The organism is Flavobacterium azizsancarii, assembly GCF_027980145.1.
Classification (GTDB): domain Bacteria; phylum Bacteroidota; class Bacteroidia; order Flavobacteriales; family Flavobacteriaceae; genus Flavobacterium; species Flavobacterium azizsancarii.
In genome coordinates this window covers 191606-209549 of the sequence record NZ_JAMZNK010000003.1, presented here as the reverse complement: position 1 = coordinate 209549, position 17944 = coordinate 191606, and the positions used below count along the sequence as shown (strand labels likewise).

19 protein-coding genes and 1 tRNA gene are annotated in these 17944 nt (G+C 33.4%); 12 read left to right on the top strand and 8 right to left on the bottom strand.

Annotation, left to right across the window (positions count from 1 at the left end; all coding sequences use genetic code 11):
* Positions 1–168 precede the first annotated feature (168 nt).
* From hisS to NJT12_RS03055, 11 genes are all read left to right on the top strand, one after another.
* Positions 169–1596 carry a histidine--tRNA ligase gene (gene hisS, locus NJT12_RS03105; protein ID WP_271334467.1) on the top strand — a complete coding sequence of 476 codons (1428 nt, stop codon included), beginning with the start codon at positions 169–171 and terminating at the stop codon, positions 1594–1596.
* A 552-nt stretch (positions 1597–2148) separates the two neighbouring features.
* Positions 2149–2219: transfer RNA gene (locus tag NJT12_RS03100), tRNA-Trp, on the top strand.
* A gap of 307 nt (positions 2220–2526) precedes the next feature.
* Positions 2527–3105 carry a nucleotide exchange factor GrpE gene (locus NJT12_RS03095; protein ID WP_271334466.1) on the top strand — a complete coding sequence of 193 codons (579 nt, stop codon included), beginning with the start codon at positions 2527–2529 and terminating at the stop codon, positions 3103–3105.
* A gap of 100 nt (positions 3106–3205) precedes the next feature.
* Positions 3206–4318, top strand: a complete 1113-nt coding sequence (dnaJ, locus tag NJT12_RS03090) for a molecular chaperone DnaJ (RefSeq protein ID WP_271334465.1) — start codon at positions 3206–3208, stop codon at positions 4316–4318.
* Between the two features lie 165 nt (positions 4319–4483).
* Positions 4484–5413, top strand: a complete 930-nt coding sequence (locus tag NJT12_RS03085; RefSeq protein WP_271334464.1) for an ABC transporter ATP-binding protein — start codon at positions 4484–4486, stop codon at positions 5411–5413.
* A gap of 79 nt (positions 5414–5492) precedes the next feature.
* Entirely contained in the window at positions 5493–6809 is a 1317-nt protein-coding gene (locus NJT12_RS03080; RefSeq protein ID WP_271334463.1) for an ABC transporter permease, read from the top strand.
* 105 nt (positions 6810–6914) lie between these two features.
* A complete protein-coding gene (locus NJT12_RS03075) occupies positions 6915–8078 on the top strand; it encodes a sigma-54-dependent transcriptional regulator (RefSeq protein ID WP_271334462.1) in 1164 nt (387 codons plus the stop codon).
* Between the two features lie 103 nt (positions 8079–8181).
* On the top strand, positions 8182–8847 hold the full coding sequence (locus NJT12_RS03070) for a DEAD/DEAH box helicase (protein WP_271334461.1): 666 nt from the start codon (positions 8182–8184) through the stop codon (positions 8845–8847).
* A 115-nt stretch (positions 8848–8962) separates the two neighbouring features.
* Entirely contained in the window at positions 8963–9181 is a 219-nt protein-coding gene (locus NJT12_RS03065) for a putative signal transducing protein (RefSeq protein ID WP_271334460.1), read from the top strand.
* A 95-nt stretch (positions 9182–9276) separates the two neighbouring features.
* Positions 9277–10080, top strand: coding sequence for a Cof-type HAD-IIB family hydrolase (locus tag NJT12_RS03060; protein ID WP_271334459.1), 804 nt, complete (start codon positions 9277–9279; stop codon positions 10078–10080).
* A gap of 16 nt (positions 10081–10096) precedes the next feature.
* Positions 10097–10624, top strand: coding sequence for a GNAT family N-acetyltransferase (locus NJT12_RS03055; RefSeq protein WP_271334458.1), 528 nt, complete (start codon positions 10097–10099; stop codon positions 10622–10624).
* Between the two features lie 102 nt (positions 10625–10726).
* On the opposite strand, the gene NJT12_RS03050 is transcribed toward NJT12_RS03055, so the two are convergent.
* Positions 10727–11245, bottom strand: a complete 519-nt coding sequence (locus NJT12_RS03050; RefSeq protein ID WP_072961981.1) for a hypothetical protein — start codon at positions 11243–11245, stop codon at positions 10727–10729.
* A 501-nt stretch (positions 11246–11746) separates the two neighbouring features.
* Here NJT12_RS03050 and mtaB point away from each other — a divergent pair.
* A complete protein-coding gene (gene mtaB, locus NJT12_RS03045; protein WP_271334457.1) occupies positions 11747–13081 on the top strand; it encodes a tRNA (N(6)-L-threonylcarbamoyladenosine(37)-C(2))-methylthiotransferase MtaB in 1335 nt (444 codons plus the stop codon).
* Positions 13082–13201: 120 nt separating this feature from the next.
* On the opposite strand, the gene NJT12_RS03040 is transcribed toward mtaB, so the two are convergent.
* The 7 genes from NJT12_RS03040 to NJT12_RS03010 form a co-directional block, all read right to left on the bottom strand.
* Entirely contained in the window at positions 13202–13819 is a 618-nt protein-coding gene (locus NJT12_RS03040; protein ID WP_271334456.1) for a hypothetical protein, read from the bottom strand.
* 3 nt (positions 13820–13822) lie between these two features.
* Entirely contained in the window at positions 13823–14332 is a 510-nt protein-coding gene (locus tag NJT12_RS03035; RefSeq protein WP_271334455.1) for a hypothetical protein, read from the bottom strand.
* Positions 14333–14417: 85 nt separating this feature from the next.
* The gene (locus NJT12_RS03030; RefSeq protein WP_271334454.1) at positions 14418–15134 is read right to left on the bottom strand and encodes a 3-ketoacyl-ACP reductase; all 717 of its coding nucleotides are present in this window, start codon (positions 15132–15134) and stop codon (positions 14418–14420) included.
* 112 nt (positions 15135–15246) lie between these two features.
* Positions 15247–15834 (bottom strand): LURP-one-related/scramblase family protein, encoded by a 588-nt coding sequence (locus NJT12_RS03025; RefSeq protein WP_271334453.1) that lies wholly within the window; start codon positions 15832–15834, stop codon positions 15247–15249.
* Positions 15835–15981: 147 nt separating this feature from the next.
* Positions 15982–16302, bottom strand: a complete 321-nt coding sequence (locus NJT12_RS03020; protein ID WP_271334452.1) for a TonB-dependent receptor plug domain-containing protein — start codon at positions 16300–16302, stop codon at positions 15982–15984.
* A 64-nt stretch (positions 16303–16366) separates the two neighbouring features.
* A complete protein-coding gene (locus NJT12_RS03015) occupies positions 16367–17326 on the bottom strand; it encodes a hypothetical protein (protein WP_271334451.1) in 960 nt (319 codons plus the stop codon).
* A gap of 2 nt (positions 17327–17328) precedes the next feature.
* The gene (locus tag NJT12_RS03010) at positions 17329–17829 is read right to left on the bottom strand and encodes an RNA polymerase sigma factor (RefSeq protein WP_271334450.1); all 501 of its coding nucleotides are present in this window, start codon (positions 17827–17829) and stop codon (positions 17329–17331) included.
* Between the last annotated feature and the right edge of the window lie 115 nt (positions 17830–17944).

The window sequence follows — 17944 nt, the reverse complement described above, 5'->3', positions numbered from 1 at the left end:
ACAAGCATTATTTATTTTAAAAAACAAGATATTTGCAGTCGATTAGAATTTATGAGGAATCTAAATTCTGCGAAAATCCAATAATCTAAAAAGATCATTTATATTTAAGACTTCAAGCAAAGGAAATCTAATAATCTAAAGATCTAATAATCTAAAGATCTAAAAAAAATGGCTTCAAAACCAAGTATTCCGCAAGGGACAAGAGATTTTTCACCTGCAGAGGTGTCAAAACGTCAATATATTATTCAGACCATAAAAAATAATTTTGAGAAATTTGGTTTTCAGCCAATCGAAACACCTTCGTTTGAAAATTCAGATACCTTAATGGGGAAATATGGAGAAGAAGGCGATCGTTTGATTTTTAAAATATTGAATTCAGGTAATTTTTTCTTTAATAAAAATAAAATCGAATTACCCGAATCCATAGAAGCATTACAATCTAATTCTGCTGAAACAATAGATTTGAATCAAAGAATTGAGTTAAATAAATTTACCGGAAAAATTTCAGAGAAAGCATTGCGTTACGATTTAACTGTTCCGTTTGCAAGATACGTGGTACAGCACCAAAACGAAATTGAATTTCCTTTTAAGAGATATCAAATTCAACCGGTTTGGAGAGCTGACAGACCTCAAAGAGGACGTTACAGGGAATTTTATCAATGTGATGCTGATGTTGTAGGTTCAAAATCATTATGGCAGGAAGTAGAACTAGTTCAATTGTATGATACCGTTTTTACTTCTTTAGGTCTTGAAGGTGTTACGATAAAAATTAATAACAGAAAAATATTATCCGGAATTGCCGAAGTGATCGGAGCATCAGATAAACTGATCGATTTTACGGTAGCACTTGATAAGCTGGATAAAATTGGTGAAGATGGTGTGAAAAAAGAAATGATCGAGAAAGGTATTGCTGAAGAAGCTTTGGCGAAAGTTCAGCCGCTTTTTAACTTTACAGGATCGTTTGCAGATAAAATCAGTCAGCTTTCAAATTTATTGGCTGAATCTGAGGAAGGAATGAAAGGAGTAGAGGAATTGAAGTTTATTTGTGACAATGTGGCAACTTTAGGTTTGTCAACAGCCACTTTGGATCTTGATGTGACTCTTGCCCGTGGACTGAATTATTATACTGGGGCCATTTTTGAAGTAGCAGCGCCAAAATCGGTAGCAATGGGTTCTATTGGCGGCGGTGGAAGATATGATGATTTAACCGGTATTTTTGGTTTGAAAAACATGAGTGGTGTTGGGATTTCTTTTGGATTAGATCGTATTTATTTAGTTCTGGAAGAATTGCAATTGTTTCCTGAAACTGTTGCGGCAACATCAAAAGCATTGTTTATAAATTACGGAGATGCAGAGGCTTTATATGCTTCACAAGCTATTCAAAAATTAAGAAAAGAAAATATAAAAGTAGAATTGTATCCGGATAATGTAAAGGTTGGAAAACAGTTTCAATATGCAGATAAGCGCTTAATTCCGTTTGTTGTAATTGCAGGAGATCAGGAAATTGCATCAAATTCATATTCTCTTAAAAATTTAGTGACAGGAGAACAGGTTTCTGTTGATTTTGAAGGGTTGAAGGCTGCATTGCTGGCTTAAGAGGTTTAAATACGTTACGAAATTAACCGCAAAGAACGCTAAGATTTAGGCAGAGTTCGCAAAGTTTTTAGTTGATTAAAGAAGACGGAGTCCGCAAAGCTTTATGACGATTATTGATAAAATAATTCGTGATTTAGGCATAGTTCACAAAGTTTTTAGTTGATTAAAAAAGATGGAGTCCGCAAAGCTTTGTCATGATTATTGATAAAATAATTCGTGAAGATTCGTGAAATTCGTGGCGAAAAATTAACACAAAGTAAGCTGGAATTAATTTTACTTCACGCACAGAAAACATAAAGTTCGCAAAGCTGGATTAACACAAAGCTTTGCGAACTTTGTGTTTTTGTAAAACTATATTTTTTAAACCTTAACGTTCTTTGCGGTTAATTTTGCAAAGTTTTTTGTTCTAATAGAAGAAGTTGTGTTTTACAAAGCTTTGGCAGTGATTGTGTTACTGAAACATTAGCATTTATCAGCTTAAAACTTTTGAAAATTTGCTTAAAATTGTTGGTGAGAAAGAAAAAAAAGCATTTAATTTGCCGACCTTAAGTTACGGGCGTAGTTCAAGGGTAGAATAGCGGTCTCCAAAACCGTTGATGGGGGTTCGAATCCCTCCGCCCGTGCAACTATAACAGATCAAATAAAAAAAAGCTTCGTCTGAAATAGTCGAAGCTTTTTTTAATATAAGGTAAACTTGAATTAATAATTATTTATAAAGCCGAGGCCAACCCTTAAATTCAATTTTGGTAATAATTTAGTTTTCAATTTGGAACTCAAATATAGTATAAACTAAAACGTAATAGTCTTAAAATTATAATAAATTTTATCTGACTGGTTTTGCTTTTTAAGTAGTTCAGTTTTAATAAAGTGACAATTTGACATTTTATAAGATTTGGCAGTACTTTTGCAATCCAAAAGAAAGAATAAAAAATGAAGTTTAAGAATATTTTTAAAAATAAAAGTAATATGACTACGGAAAATACAGAGTTCGATCAGGAATTAGATGATGTAACGTTAGAGAACAATGCCAACGGTGAACAATTAATTGTTGAAGAATTAAGTGTTGAAGAGCAATTGGCTCAAGACTTGGCAAAAGAAAAAGATAAGTTTTTGAGACTATTTGCTGAATTTGAAAATTACAAAAAAAGAACTTCAAAAGAGCGTATAGATTTGTTCAAAACTGCAAACCAGGATGTTTTGGTAGCAATGCTGCCTGTTTTGGATGATTTTGACAGAGCGATTGTTGAAATCAACAAATCTGATGATGAAAATCTGAAAAAAGGTGTGGAGTTGATTCATGAAAAATTAAAAAACACTTTGGTTTCTAAAGGTTTAGAGCAAATTGAAGTTAGACCAGGAGATGCTTTTAATGCTGATTTTGCTGAAGCAATTACCCAAATCCCAGCTCCGTCTGAGAAATTAAAAGGGAAAATTGTTGATGTTATCGAAAAAGGATACAAATTAGGAGACAAAATCATTCGTTTCCCTAAAGTTGTTACCGGAAACTAAAAAATGCAAATAAAATGTTTTGGAGTTCAGTAATTAGTTAACTGAAGTTTGAAATTATCCTGTCCCGAATCTTTGGGATTGGATGGAATTTATTCTAATTATGAAAAAAGATTTTTACGAAATACTAAGCATAACAAGAAGTGCTGATGCTGTCGAAATTAAAAAAGCGTACCGAAAAAGTGCGCTTAAATATCACCCGGATAAAAATCCAGGCGACAAAGAGGCAGAAGAAAACTTTAAACTAGCGGCAGAAGCTTATGAAGTGCTAAGCGATCCTAACAAAAAAGCAAAATACGACCAGTACGGACACCAGGCTTTTGATGGTTCAGGTGGTTTTGGTGGTGGTGGCCATGGTGGTATGAATATGGATGACATTTTCAGCCAGTTTGGTGATATTTTTGGAGGTGGATTTGGCGGTTTCGGAGGCGGAGGCGGAGGTCCTCGTCGTGCTAAAGGAAGCAATCTTCGAATTAAAGTAAAATTAACTTTAGAAGAAATTGCGAATGGTGTTGAGAAAAAAGTAAAAGTAAAACGTAAAGTTCAGGCTAAAGGAGTAACATACAAAACGTGTTCGACTTGTAACGGTCAGGGACAGGTAATGCGTGTAACCAATACTATTTTAGGAAGAATGCAATCTGCAACAACTTGTCCTACTTGTGGTGGTTCCGGTCAGATTTTAGATAAAAGACCTTCAGAAGCAGATGCACAAGGAATGGTTGTGGAAGATGAAACTGTTTCAATCAAAATTCCTGCTGGAGTTGTTGATGGTATGCAATTAAAAGTTTCTAACAAAGGAAATGATGCTCCGGGAAATAGTATTCCTGGTGATTTAATTGTTGCTATCGAAGAATTAGAGCACGAATTCCTGAAACGTGAAGGTGAAAACATCCACTATGATTTGTACATCAGTTTTCCTGAAGCAGTCTTAGGAGTTTCTAAAGATATTGAAGCAATCAACGGAAAAGTTCGTATTAAGTTAGAAGAAGGTATCCAATCCGGAAAAATCTTAAGATTAAAAGGAAAAGGTATTCCAAGTATCAACGGTTACGGAAGCGGTGATTTATTGGTTCATGTAAATGTATGGACGCCAAAAACGTTGAATAAAGAGCAAAAACAATTTTTTGAAAATGCTTTAACCGACGAACACTTTATTCCAAGTCCTGAAAAATCAGAAAAATCATTTTTTGAAAAAGTAAAAGATATGTTTTCATAAGCTTCGCTTTTTCTAAAATATTTAAATAAGTTTTAAAAAACCCATTCTAATGTAAATTTAGAATGGGTTTTTTGCTTAATTATACAAAGATTCGTTTCGAATTATTTACTTTTACAAGCTCTTGGTCATAATGATCAAACTGAAGCAGAAAATCTTAAAAACAGCATGAGCAACTTACTCGAAGTACATAAAGTCGTAAAACAATACGGTGATTATGTAGCGCTTAACGAAGTTTCATTAAATGTGCCAAAAGGTAGTATTTACGGACTATTAGGTCCAAATGGAGCCGGAAAAACTTCTCTTATCCGAATCATAAATCAAATTACATTGCCGGACAGTGGCGAAATAATTTTGGACGGAGAAAAATTGCAGCCAAAACATGTGCAGACTATTGGTTATCTTCCGGAAGAAAGAGGTTTGTATACTTCTATGAAAGTAGGTGAGCAATGTTTGTATTTGGCACAAATGAAAGGATTGTCTAAAGCCGAAGCTAAAGTACAATTAGAGTATTGGTTTGACAGGTTAGGAATTCAGGGCTGGTGGAATAAAAAAATTCAGGAACTTTCTAAAGGAATGGCACAAAAAATTCAGTTTGTGGTTTGTGTATTGCACAAGCCGAAATTGCTGATTTTTGATGAGCCTTTCTCAGGATTTGATCCTGTTAATGCCAATATTATAAAAGATGAAATTTTAGCCTTGAAAGAACAAGGGGCAACCATTATCTTTTCGACACATAGAATGGAAAGCGTTGAGGAGCTTTGTGATCATATTGCTTTAATTCATAAATCGAATAAATTAATAGAAGGAAAACTAAGCGATGTCAAACGTCAGTTTAGAACCAATAGTTTTGAAGTTGGAATTTTAACGAGTAATGTAGAAGGTTTGATGTATGACATTACACAAAAATTTACCGTTTCGCCGGCAAACTTCAAATCATTAAATGATGATTTGAAATTAGATATTCAAATAGGGGATTCTACTCCAAACGAGTTATTAAACATTCTGACACAACGCGGACAGGTAACCCATTTTGTAGAAAAAATACCGAGTGTAAATGATATTTTTATTCAAACAGTAACTGAAAATAAAAATTAAAATTCGAAAAATTAAATTTCAAATTCCAATGTCGGAGCGATCAAAATTGGAATTTTGAATTTGAAAAATTAAAATATTTATGAGCATCATTTCGTTGATTATAAAAAGAGAGTTTATTGCAAAAGTTCGTAATAAATCTTTTGTTGTCATGACTTTTTTAAGTCCGTTATTGTTTGTTGCAATTGCAGGATTTATTGGTTATTTAAGTTCGATGAAAGCAGAGACCAAACGAATCGCCATTCGTGACGAAACAGGTTTGTTTGCAAATGATTTTGTAAAGCAGAATAAAAATCAGTCTCAATTTAAATATCTCAATTTATCTCAAATTGATACAAAAGCATTAAAAGACAGTATTACCAATGAAAGTTTTGATGGTTTAATTGTTATTCCAAAAACAAATAACTTAAAAGATTTAGAAAGTAAAATTGAGTTTATTTCCAATAATAGTCCCAGTATTTCTTTTATTGAAAAAACGCAGGACGTAATAGGAGAAAAAATAACCAAAATAAATCTTGAAAATGCAAAACTGGATACTCTGGCGATTCAAAAAGCACAATCTGCAGTTAATATTCATTTGGTAAAAGCTTCCGGAGAAGAAAGTCTAAAAGGATTAAATGAGATAAAAATTGGTATTGGCGGAGCATTTGGATATTTGATTATGATGTTCATTATCATTTATGGAAATATGGTAATGCGAAGTGTAATCGAAGAAAAAACGAACCGAATTATCGAAATCATTATTTCATCGGTAAAACCATTTCAGTTAATGATTGGTAAAATTATCGGGACTTCGCTTGCGGGATTGTTACAATTTATGATTTGGGCGATTATTGGTTTAGGATTAATGTATGCGGCTTCGGCATTTTTTGGAGTAAATGTTGGCCCAACGGCAAGAATTTCACCTGAATTAATGCACTCAGCACAACAGGAAATGACAGGAACGGCTCAAATGTATATCAGTGAATTATGGAATCTGCCAATTGCAAGTATCCTAATTGGTTTTGTGATTTATTTTATTGGCGGTTACTTTTTGTATAGTTCATTTTATGCCGCAATTGGAGCAGCGGTTGACAATCAAACAGATTCTCAACAGTTTCTTCTGCCTATTATTATGCCGCTTATTTTAAGTGTTTACATCGGATTTTTTACAGTTGTCAATGATCCCAACGGAACCATTGCAGTAGTGTTTTCTATGATTCCCTTGACCTCGCCAATTGTAATGTTAATGCGACTTCCGTTTGGAGTGCCGTGGTGGCAAATCGCAATTTCGGTATCATTATTGTTTGCTACGTTTTTCCTTACAGTTTGGTTTGCTGCAAAAATTTACCGCATTGGTATTTTAATGTACGGCAAAAAACCAACCTGGAAAGAATTGTATAGATGGCTTAAATATTAATTTTTTAAAGTCGCTAAGGTTCTGAGTTGCTGAGTCGCTAAGATTAGCTTCTTAAATAAAAACTTAGAACCTTAGCAACTCAAAACCTTAGAACCTTATAAAAGAATGAGCAAAATACTAATTATAGAAGACGAAGCATCGATCAGAAGGGTTTTGGTAAAAATCTTATCAGAAGAGAATGATACCTATCAGGTAGAGGAAGCAGAAGATGGAGTTGCGGGTCTTGAAAAGATAAAAAACAACGATTACGATTTGGTTTTGTGCGATATCAAAATGCCAAAAATGGATGGTGTTGAGGTTTTAGAAGAAGCTAAAAAAATCAAGCCTGAAATCCCGATGGTCATGATCTCTGGTCATGGCGATATGGAAACAGCGATTCATACCATGCGTTTGGGAGCTTTTGATTATATCTCGAAACCACCGGATTTAAATCGGTTATTGAATACGGTTCGTAATGCTTTAGATAAAAAACAACTTGTTGTTGAGAATAAAATCCTGAAGAAAAAAGTAAGCAAAAACTACGAAATGGTAGGAGAGAGCGAAGCAATTAATCATATTAAAGTAATGATTGATAAAGTTGCTCAAACCGAAGCGAGAGTTTTGATCACGGGACCAAACGGAACTGGAAAAGAATTGGTAGCACATCAATTGCATGAAAAAAGCGAACGCGCCAATTTTCCTATGATTGAAGTAAACTGTGCTGCAATACCAAGTGAATTGATCGAAAGCGAATTGTTTGGTCACGTAAAAGGAGCATTTACATCTGCAGTAAAAGATCGTGCAGGGAAGTTTGAAGCAGCAGATAAAGGAACTATTTTCTTAGATGAAATTGGTGATATGAGTCTTTCGGCGCAAGCCAAAGTTTTACGTGCTTTGCAAGAAAGCATGATTACCAGAGTGGGTGCAGAAAAGGATATAAAAGTAGATGTGCGTGTTGTGGCTGCAACTAATAAAGATCTAAAAGTTGAAATTGCCGAAGGTCGTTTCAGGGAAGATTTATACCATCGTCTGGCTGTAATTTTGATAAAAGTTCCGCCATTGAACGAAAGGCGTGATGATATCCCGGCTTTGATAAGACATTTTTCGGCCAAAATAGCTTTAGAGCAAGGAAATGTCGTTAAAGTATTTTCGGCGCAAGCCATACAATTATTGCAAGAGTATGATTGGACAGGAAATATCCGTGAACTTAGAAATGTTGTAGAAAGATTAATCATTTTGGGAGGAACTGAAATTTCTGAAAATGACGTAAAAATGTTTGCAAGCAAATAAATGCTTCGCGCAATAGGCTTTAAGCTATATGCTTTAGGCTAATAAAAATTAAAAATAATTTTTGCTTGTGGCTTATTGCCTAAAGCTTAAAGCATGAAAAAAGATGAAACTAAAAAAAATAAACGAAAAGTTACAAGACGCTTTAATTGAAAATGGTTTAACGGAAGCAAATGTTTTGCAGCAGGAAACTTTTTCGACTATAAAAAGTGGTGCTGATTGTATTATTCTTTCTCCGGCAGGAAGCGGAAAATCGACTACGATTGTAATAAATGTAATTCAGCAATTAACCGGGCATACAGAAGAATCGCCCCGTGCCTTAATTTTTGTAGAAGATAAGGCCAAAGTGTTAGAAATGGAAGCGCTTTTTGAGAAATACGGAAAATATTCTAATCTTGAAGTTTATGGCGTACACGACAAAGGAGATACTGATTATGATAAAAACTATATTTCGACCGGAGTAGATGTTTTAATTGGTACGCCAAATAAATTGAGTGATATGTTTACAACGGCAGGTTATAATGTAAACCGTTTGAAAATGTTTATTATAGATGATGCTGATCCTATGTTGAAGTTGCGTCACGAAACTAAAATAATGCGTATTTCAAACAGTATCACAAAAACACAACGTATTATTTTTGCTGAAAATTTGACAGAACGTATCGAAATTTTAGCTGATAAAATGATGTTAGAGCCTTATTTATTTGATATGGATGAAGAAGGTGAAGAAGAACTTGATGAGGAAGAAGAGGATATTCAGGAAGAAGAATAAAGTCGCAGTTTTCAGTTTCACTTTACAGTTTTGAATTGAAAAGAAGTGATTTTCAAAATCAGCTGAAAAGAATATTACAGTAGAAATAAAAAATAATAATAAAAATTAAGATGTCATGGGATTAATGAAAGTGTATTCAGGAAGCGAAGTTTTAGCACTTGCTCTACAAGAAAGATTAGAAGAAGCCGGAGTTGAAACAACAAAAAAAGATAATATTCAATCTGCCCGCTTGGGAGGTTTTGGACAATCTGGTTTGGCAGTTGAGGTATTTATTCAGGAAACAGATTTTGCTAAGGCAAATCCGGTTATCGAAGAATTCAGAATGAGTATCTAAAGGAAGTTTTCAGTCTCAGTTTACAGTTTTTAGTCTCAATGAGCACTGAAAACCTAGATTGTATACTGCGGCTAAAAACTGTAAATTAAAAAGAAATGCAATATAAAATGCTAGTGCTTGACATGGATGATACCTTGTTGACAGACGATCATAAAATTTCTGAATTAAATAAAAAAGTACTTCTTGAGGCTCAGGCAAAAGGTGTTCATGTGGTTTTGGCTTCCGGCAGACCAACATCAGCAATGACAGCTTATGCAAAAGAGTTAAAATTAGATGTGTACGATTCGCATATAATTTCGTTTAATGGTGCTGTAATTAGCACAGTAAAAGATGATCTTATATTATTTGAACAATCATTAACTCCGGAACAAATTCATGATTTATACGATTATAGTGTAAAGATGAAAACGCATATCATTACTTATATTGATGGAGAAATTGTTAGTGAAACTGATTCTGAATATATCGACATCGAAAAAGAAATTACGGGATTACGACATAATAAAGTGCCTGATTTTAAAGCAGCAGTTACAAAGCCTGCCGTAAAATGTATTTTATTAGCAGAACCTTCTTATCTAAAAGAGGTAGAGAAAGATTTAAAAATAGCAATGCCTCATTTGAGTGTTGCAATGTCTAAACCTTTTTTCTTAGAGGCAGCTCAAAATGGGATTGATAAGGCGGCGAGCCTGAAACTTTTGGCTGAAAAGTTAAACATTCACCAAAGTGAAATTATTGCAGTAGGAAATGCAGGAAATGATCTTACTATGATAGAATATGCAGGACTTGGAGTTTGGGTTGATAATGTTACGCCGGAACTGCGTGACAGAGCAGATGTAATTGTGGCTTCGAATAATAATGACGGTGTTGCGGAGGTAGTGCAGCGTTATATTTTAAATTAAATTAAATTTATTTGAGATGAGAGAACCAATAGAAACCGAACGTTTGATTTTACGAGAATTGACAGCGTCAGATGATAAAGGAATGTTTGAATTAGACTCTAACCCTAACGTACATGTTTTTGTTGGTAAAAAACCGGTAAAAGATATTGACGAAAGTCGCTCTCATATCAAAAATATTCAACAGCAATACAAAGATTTTGACGCAGGCCGTTGGGCGGTTATTCTAAAAGAAACCGGAGATTTTATAGGTTGGTCAGGAATAAAATTCATTACAAATGAAATCAACAATCATAAAGATTTTTATGAAATAGGATATCGTTTTATCGAAAAACATTGGGGAAAAGGATATGCTACTGAAGCTGGAAAAGCTTTTATAGATTATGCTTTTAATGTAATGAAAGTAGAAACACTTTATGCGTATGCAGATGAAGGGAATGAAAACTCCAGAAGAATATTAGAAAAGTTGGGTTTGCAGTATGTAAACTCTTTTGAATATGAAGGAGAGTTGGAAGTTTGGTATGAATTAAAAAGTCCAAACTTATAAAATTATTCTAGGAAATGCGTTCTAAATCTTTGTACTCTTATCTCGTTAAGATTTACAAAGATTTAGAAAACAGCTCGTAGTTTCTAATACTTAAGTTAGATATTATTTTTTAGCTACAGAAACAAAATATTTATTTCCGTCACCCATTGTCAGTTTAACACGTTCATCGCAAAGATCGATTGCAAAATTGGCACTTTCGTAACAAGTACAAGTAGTATTTTTGTCTTTAGACATTTCAGTTTTGCAATTGTTATTTTTAAAAGTTGACAATTGTGGTGTGTATAAGCTCACTAAATCAGTAGAAGCTGTTACTAAAGAAATAATACTTGCTGAATTATTATTAGTAATTCTGTAAACAATTCTATCAGTATAATTTACTTCATTTACAGTTACTTTACGAATATAAGTGTAAGCAGTCGAGCCTTCACTCGGTTCTTTTACTTCAAATTTAAATCCAACCGCACGAATTGCAATATCAAATTGAGATTGAGAGTTTAAACTCGCCCAAGTTGTCAATGTACTAATAGAAGGAAATGGATTAGCAGCTGGAGCAGTATTTTGCGCTTGCGAGCTAAAAAGGGTTAAGAACATCAAGCAGATTGTGGGTAAAAATGCTTTCATATGGATTTTTAATTTATAATTTTGCCTACTCTTTCTGGTTTTCGGCCTTCCCATTTTTTATAACAACAAAACAACAACATAACGAGGGAAAATCAAAATTGTTATGAGCAATTTATTGTTTAAATAATAAAAATTTATAGAAACATTTTTAAGGAAGTGAAATTACCTTTAAAAATGATTTAAACAAAGTTAAATGTAAGAAAATTTGAATTTAATCTTGTGAAAAACGTATTTAATCGATGTTATTTGCATTTAATCGATGATTTTGTCAATTTATTCTTATTGAAAAAAAAGTATCAGTTTTTTGCAGATAAAATTTATTAATTGCTCTTAAGGTTTATTTGTGTTTTTTTATGAAGTCCTGAAATACATGTTTCGTTCAAAATATTGATATATAGTGTATTATTGATTTTATTTTAAAGAATATTGTACGTAAATTTGCAAACTCTTTAAAAGAGATGTAAATATAATATCTTACTACTTAAAACGTAGTTTATTCCCATGGAAAATAGAAAAAAAGTTGCCTTTTATACGCTTGGTTGCAAACTGAATTTTTCAGAAACTTCTACAATTGCCAGAAACTTTAATGATGAAGGTTTTGATCGTGTTGATTTTGAAGAAATAGCAGACATTTATGTCATCAATACCTGTTCTGTTACAGAGAATGCAGATAAGCAATTTAAGCAGGTTGTAAAAAAAGCAATGAAACTGAATGATAAGGCTTTTGTTGCAGCAGTAGGTTGTTATGCACAACTAAAACCTGAAGAATTAGCAGCAGTTGATGGTGTTGATTTAGTTTTGGGTGCTACCGAAAAGTTTAAAATTACCGATTATATTAATGATTTGAGTAAAAACGACATGGGTGAAGTTCACTCATGCGAAATTTCTGAAGCTGATTTTTATGTTGGGAGTTATTCTATTGGAGATCGTACCCGTGCTTTCCTAAAGGTTCAGGACGGCTGCGATTATAAATGTACTTATTGTACGATTCCGTTAGCAAGAGGGATTTCCAGAAGCGATGCTTTAGAAAATGTCCTTCAAAATGCCAAAGAAATTTCGGCTCAAAATATAAAAGAGATTGTTTTAACCGGAGTAAATATTGGTGATTACGGAAAAGGAGAATTCGGTAACAAAAAACACGAGCATACATTTCTTGATTTAGTTCAGGCTTTAGATAAGGTGGATGGAATTGAGCGTTTGCGAATTTCATCAATTGAACCTAATTTGCTGAAAAATGAAACAATAGAGTTCGTTTCTAAAAGCCGCACTTTCGTACCTCATTTTCATATTCCGCTACAATCAGGAAGTAATGATATTTTAAAACTAATGAAACGTCGTTACCTGCGTGAAATCTATACAGAACGAGTAAATAAAATTCGTGAAGTAATGCCGCATGCTTGTATTGGTGTTGATGTAATTGTTGGTTTTCCAGGTGAAACTGATGAGCACTTTTTAGAAACCTACCATTTTCTTAATGAAATGGATATTTCTTATTTACACGTATTTACCTATTCAGAAAGAGACAATACAGAAGCTGCCAATATGCCAGGAATTGTTCCTGCAAATGTGAGAGCAAAACGAAGTAAAATGTTACGCGGATTATCAGTTAAAAAACGTCGTGCTTTTTACGAAGGTCAATTGGGATCTAGCAGAACTGTTTTGTTCGAAAGCGAAAATAAAGAAGGATACATTCACGGTTTTACAGAAAATTACGTAAAAGTAAAAACACCCTGGAATCCTGAATTAGTAAACACATTACATGAAATCAATCTGACAAAAATCGACGAAGACGGAAGTGTTCGTTTAGAGTTTTTGAATAAATTGGCAGAGGCATAGTGTATATTTAAGATAGTTGTCATTTCTGACAAAAAACAGAAAAGCCCTTTTTTTTAGAAAGGGCTTTTCTGTTTTCGAAAACTTTGTCAAAGTTGACTGTTAATTGTATTTTAGAATAAATTATTTCAAATTATTTTTTTTCCGAATCAATTTTAAACTTTCATCATTAGGATCTGTTTCTAATTTATAGACCGTTTTGTTTTCGATAAAAATTCTGTTTTGCAAGTCCTCATTTGTAAATCCATCACAGCCTGTTTGAACTGAAAAAGTTTCTATAATTTGTTTCCACTCTGAATTTTGTAAAGAGTAAGTCGTCATAGAATAATTGCATCCGTTCATAGGAGCCTGAAAAACTGAAAAATCATCTTTTCCATCATTGTTTAAGTCGCCTTCATTAATAAGAGTCGCTTCGCAACAATTAATAGGTATCGGTTTTAAGGATGCATTGCTAAAAGTAATCGTATACTCGTCCGGAGTTCCGTCTTCTATAGGATTTCCTTCTCCTTGTTTTGTTTTTGTAACAGTCGCAAACTCATTTTTCCCGTCACCATCAAAATCACCTTCGATTTTTGTACCCACCAAAAGTTTACTTGTTTTTTCTTCTTGCGAAGTTGTACTTTCCGTTTTTACGGAAACAGAATCTTTGTTTGAGATTTCAGGATTTACATCCTCAGTTTTGCTTTTCTGAAAGCAGGAAACCAAGAGAAATAATGCGGGTAAGATAATAAGTTTATTCATATTCTATTTCTGACCTTCCGGAATCACCAATTTCAAAGAATTAATATAATCCGTATCAAACTCAATAACTCTGATTTTCTCCGGATTAAAACTCAGTTCGCCACCAAACTGACCTTTTATGTCCAGAAAGTCGATGGTCAGTTCTTCGTCATTCAATTCTATAAGTTTCCCTAAATAGGCTGATTTTGCAGATTTTTTAGAAATCTGAAAAATACCATATTTAGTATTTACATAATTTAGGATAGTGCTTAAATCCCTAATCGGAATAATATCTTCGGCATTTGTTTTTAGACCTTTAAGGCGAATAACTTTTTCTGTAAATTCAAGATCTTGATCTCTGTGAACGGCTTCGATATTTTTGTTTTTCAGAATTACAAAACCATCTAATATAAAATCTTCAGGATTGTTTCTTAGTAAAATCCAATCGTCAGAGTAGTCAATAAGAAAACCGGTAAAAAGTTCTTTTTTATCTGTAAATTCTATTGCAATTAATTGTCTTAAATATTGTTCCATTTGGTTTTTATTAAGGCTGTTATGAACTTTGTCAAAGTTTTAAACTTTGACAAAGTTTGTTAGAGATTGAAATTTGTTTATTTTTTTAAGGATTTGTAGACCAGATACTGCTGTTTTTTATAAAAACTCTACGGCTTAATTTCAATTGAGCAATGATTAATTCCGCAACATCTTCAGACTGCATTACTTTATCTGGATTACCATCTGTCAGGTTTAAATCTTTTGCCATATCAGTTGCTACTGTACTTGGTGTTAATGCTGTAACACGAATATTGTGTTTTCTCATTTCCTGCATTAAAGAATCAGTCAGGCCTAAAACAGCAAATTTTGAAGCACTGTAAGCACTTGTTAATGCATTTCCGTTTAATCCGGCTGTAGAAGAAATATTGATAATATCGCCAGTTTGTCTTTCGATCATATTAGGGATAACGGCGCGAGTTGTATAATAAGTTCCCATTAAGTTAACCTTAATGATGTTTTCCCAAGCGTCCGGCTCTAATTCCAGAAACTTTCCGAAAGAAGCAATTCCTGCACTATTAATTAAAATGTCTATAGTTTTAAATTCTGCCAAAGCCTTTTCTACCGCATTATTGATAGAGTTAATGTCAGAAACATCAGCAGATAAAGCTAAAGATTTTACGCCTAAAGCAGCAGTTTCATCAGCCAATTGATCAACATCAGCCTGGGTTCTTGAAACTAAAATTACGTTCACGCCTTCTTTTGCAAGTGCAATCGCAATTGCTTTTCCAATTCCTTTTCCTGCGCCGGTAATTAGGGCATTTTTATTTTTTAAGTCTGTCATGATTTATTTTTTAGAAATGCAAAAAGCATCATTTTAGTTACACAAAAATACAGTTTTTGCTTCCTAAAACGATGCTTTCAGTTATTTTCTTAATCTAAGTTTAACAACTTTTTTATTCTTTGAGTACCATGTCAATACACATAACAGCTGCAAGGATTAATTGTCTCAGCGGACTATCCGTGGCAACGGTTTCTTCGACTTTTAATACATAATTATCAGCACTGGTAAAAAACTCTTTACCCATTCCTGCCCATTTTTTACTGACCTGAGCCAATTGTTTATTTTCATGATTGAATTTAAAATCCCAACCAGTCCATTTTCCCTGAAGAGTTGCGGCAGTTCTTTCGTTTTGGTCCAGAATTTCGAACTTTCCTCCAATAGACAATAGTTTTTGTTTAAATGTTCCCACCAAACGATCTTTCTCATCAAAAACTTCAACAGTCGAGCGAAACCATGCAATACCGCGTTTTACTGAAATTAATTTTTCTCCCGAAGCAGTGGTGATTTCGATATCAAAAGGCGTCATTCTTTTGTAGTCAGTAAAACGAAATACTTTTGTAAAGAAACCCAAGTTGTTTTCTCTGCAATTCATTATAATCTGATTGGTTGCAGGATCATAAATGTCATAATTATTAGCCGCTTTAAACATTCCGATATGTTCTTTTACAAGAAATAGATTCTGATTTAATATAGGGTTCATTATTTTTTTTGAAATTGATTTGTAAATATTTTTACCTGAGTAAATTTTGAAGGATTTTCAAAAGGAGTTCAAATGTAGAAAAATATTGGCAGGTAATAGGATATTAAATTTGGAATAAAGCTTTACAAATTAAAACCTATCACCTTATTAGTTTTTCTTTTTTGTTGTAATAACTATCGCTCCATTTATCGCCTTATTTCCATAAATAGAAGTTGCATCAATTCCTTTGAGAACTTTAATGTTTTCAATATCATTTGGGTTCAGTCCAGAAAATTGTTTAGAATCAATTACAACTCCATCCAGAATAGTTAATGGTTCATTTATAAGAAGTCTGGATGGTGCACAGATTACTACTTTATTAGTTAAAATTGAGTGTAAGGTATCTTTTGTCGTTGTCTTTTCCTGTGCTTTTACTACGAAACATATAAGCATAGAAAGTGCTAGCAAAATAAATTTTACGTTTTTCATGATGATAATTTTAGATAAATGATTGGCGTTATCTTTATCAAAGTTTTAAAATTTTGGTTTTTCTTTATTTTTCAGGAGTTGGTTTACCTGTTTTTGTGGTAATAATTACAACTCCTTTTTTACCTTTTTCTCCATATTTTGATGTCGCTTCGAGATCCTGAAGAACTGTTATGGTTTTTATTTCCTGTTTGTTTAAGGGTGCATAAGGACTTGTTGGATTCTTGCCGAATAAATCATCCTCAGAATAATAAACGCCATCAATAATATAAAGTGGAGCATCTAGAATTACCAGGGAATCTACATTTTCAGGTTGTAAATTAGGAAGCTCATTTTGCATCATTTTATCTCTTTTAGTATCGTCGCTATGAGATATTGCATTTCCGTTCAGTACAATTAAGGGAGCACTCTTTTTAGTCATTTGCGATTGTTTCTCAGGATAAGCCATTTTAGCTGATTCTCTTTCTATGGTTTTAGAATAACCAAAACTTGCTTTGTCCTTTGCTGCACTGTTATCTTCATCGACAGAATAATCATCTTGTATGGAAGTCGCGCTCACAACTTCGGCTCCAATTTTAGATGGTGCCGGTGCTGCAGTTATTACAGGGGAATTAGCAACAGAAACTTGCGCTTCGTGTACGGCTACTCCTTGTTGCTGTTTGATTTGTTTGTCCAGAATTTTAATGGCTTCGGCTTTTGGAACTATTGGTGAATCTGAAGAAACGATTGCATTGTCTTTTTCCGTTATGGTTTCTTTAATAGCTTCTTTGTCATTGACTACAACTTTTGGATTTTGAATTATCGTTGTTTTATCTGATTTTATAAACTGGAATCCAATGGAAATAAGTAATAAAAACGAAGCGGCAATAGCAATTTTCTTCCATAATGAAATGGCTTTTTTATCTTCTTTTTTATTGAGTTTATCTTCAACACGAGCCCAGACTTTCTCCATTCCCGGAAACTCCTTATGCTCCGAATTTGCTGCGGCTTCTTTAAATTTATCGAATGTTTTATCTTGATTGTCCATGACTATTTTACTTTTTGGTAATACAATTTATTTACTAATTCCTTTAGCTTGGTTTTTGCGGCATTCAATTGTGATTTTGATGTGCCTTCAGAGATATTAAGCATTGCTGCTATTTCTTTGTGCGCGAAACCTTCAATAACAAAAAGGTTAAAGACAGTTTTACAGCCATCCGGAATATGATTGAGTAAATTGAGTAAATCTTCTTCTTCTAATGTATTGATCTCATCTGTAAAAGGTTGCGAAAGCAATTTGACATCATCAAGATACATGTTGAAATTGGTGTTTTTCTTGATGGTAGCCAAACAATGGTTGACGGTTATTTTTCGCGCCCATGCCTCAAACGCCAGAACTTCTTTAAGTTGTTCCAGTTTTGTAAATATGGTATAGAAAGCATCAGCCATAGCTTCTTCTATTTCTTCTTCCTTTTTGAGGTATCGTTTGCAAAGGCGATACAATTTTGGAGCCATGTGCTCATAAACCTGACGCTGAGCATCTCGGTTCATTTTTTTGCAGTTAGAAATTAGCGTTTCGTTTATCACAATTGTTGTCTTTATACTAAAGAGGGTTAAAAAGATAAAAAGGTTGGGACGAGTTAAAAAAAAAGTTTTTTTTAAGGTT

Excerpts from the sequence above, each read along its gene's own strand:
- NJT12_RS03065 (WP_271334460.1), top strand. The coding sequence starts at position 8,963 with ATGGGATTAATGAAAGTGTATTCAGGAAGCGAAGTTTTAGCACTTGCT.
- NJT12_RS03055 (WP_271334458.1), top strand. The coding sequence starts at position 10,097 with ATGAGAGAACCAATAGAAACCGAACGTTTGATTTTACGAGAATTGACA.
- dnaJ (WP_271334465.1), top strand. The coding sequence starts at position 3,206 with ATGAAAAAAGATTTTTACGAAATACTAAGCATAACAAGAAGTGCTGAT.
- mtaB (WP_271334457.1), top strand. The coding sequence starts at position 11,747 with ATGGAAAATAGAAAAAAAGTTGCCTTTTATACGCTTGGTTGCAAACTG.
- NJT12_RS03030 (WP_271334454.1), bottom strand. The coding sequence starts at position 15,134 with ATGACAGACTTAAAAAATAAAAATGCCCTAATTACCGGCGCAGGAAAA.
- NJT12_RS03025 (WP_271334453.1), bottom strand. The coding sequence starts at position 15,834 with ATGAACCCTATATTAAATCAGAATCTATTTCTTGTAAAAGAACATATC.
- NJT12_RS03035 (WP_271334455.1), bottom strand. The coding sequence starts at position 14,332 with ATGGAACAATATTTAAGACAATTAATTGCAATAGAATTTACAGATAAA.
- NJT12_RS03020 (WP_271334452.1), bottom strand. The coding sequence starts at position 16,302 with ATGAAAAACGTAAAATTTATTTTGCTAGCACTTTCTATGCTTATATGT.
- NJT12_RS03060 (WP_271334459.1), top strand. The coding sequence starts at position 9,277 with ATGCAATATAAAATGCTAGTGCTTGACATGGATGATACCTTGTTGACA.
- NJT12_RS03075 (WP_271334462.1), top strand. The coding sequence starts at position 6,915 with ATGAGCAAAATACTAATTATAGAAGACGAAGCATCGATCAGAAGGGTT.
- NJT12_RS03085 (WP_271334464.1), top strand. The coding sequence starts at position 4,484 with ATGAGCAACTTACTCGAAGTACATAAAGTCGTAAAACAATACGGTGAT.
- NJT12_RS03095 (WP_271334466.1), top strand. The coding sequence starts at position 2,527 with ATGAAGTTTAAGAATATTTTTAAAAATAAAAGTAATATGACTACGGAA.
- NJT12_RS03040 (WP_271334456.1), bottom strand. The coding sequence starts at position 13,819 with ATGAATAAACTTATTATCTTACCCGCATTATTTCTCTTGGTTTCCTGC.
- NJT12_RS03010 (WP_271334450.1), bottom strand. The coding sequence starts at position 17,829 with ATGAACCGAGATGCTCAGCGTCAGGTTTATGAGCACATGGCTCCAAAA.
- NJT12_RS03080 (WP_271334463.1), top strand. The coding sequence starts at position 5,493 with ATGAGCATCATTTCGTTGATTATAAAAAGAGAGTTTATTGCAAAAGTT.
- NJT12_RS03015 (WP_271334451.1), bottom strand. The coding sequence starts at position 17,326 with ATGGACAATCAAGATAAAACATTCGATAAATTTAAAGAAGCCGCAGCA.
- NJT12_RS03070 (WP_271334461.1), top strand. The coding sequence starts at position 8,182 with ATGAAACTAAAAAAAATAAACGAAAAGTTACAAGACGCTTTAATTGAA.
- hisS (WP_271334467.1), top strand. The coding sequence starts at position 169 with ATGGCTTCAAAACCAAGTATTCCGCAAGGGACAAGAGATTTTTCACCT.
- NJT12_RS03050 (WP_072961981.1), bottom strand. The coding sequence starts at position 11,245 with ATGAAAGCATTTTTACCCACAATCTGCTTGATGTTCTTAACCCTTTTT.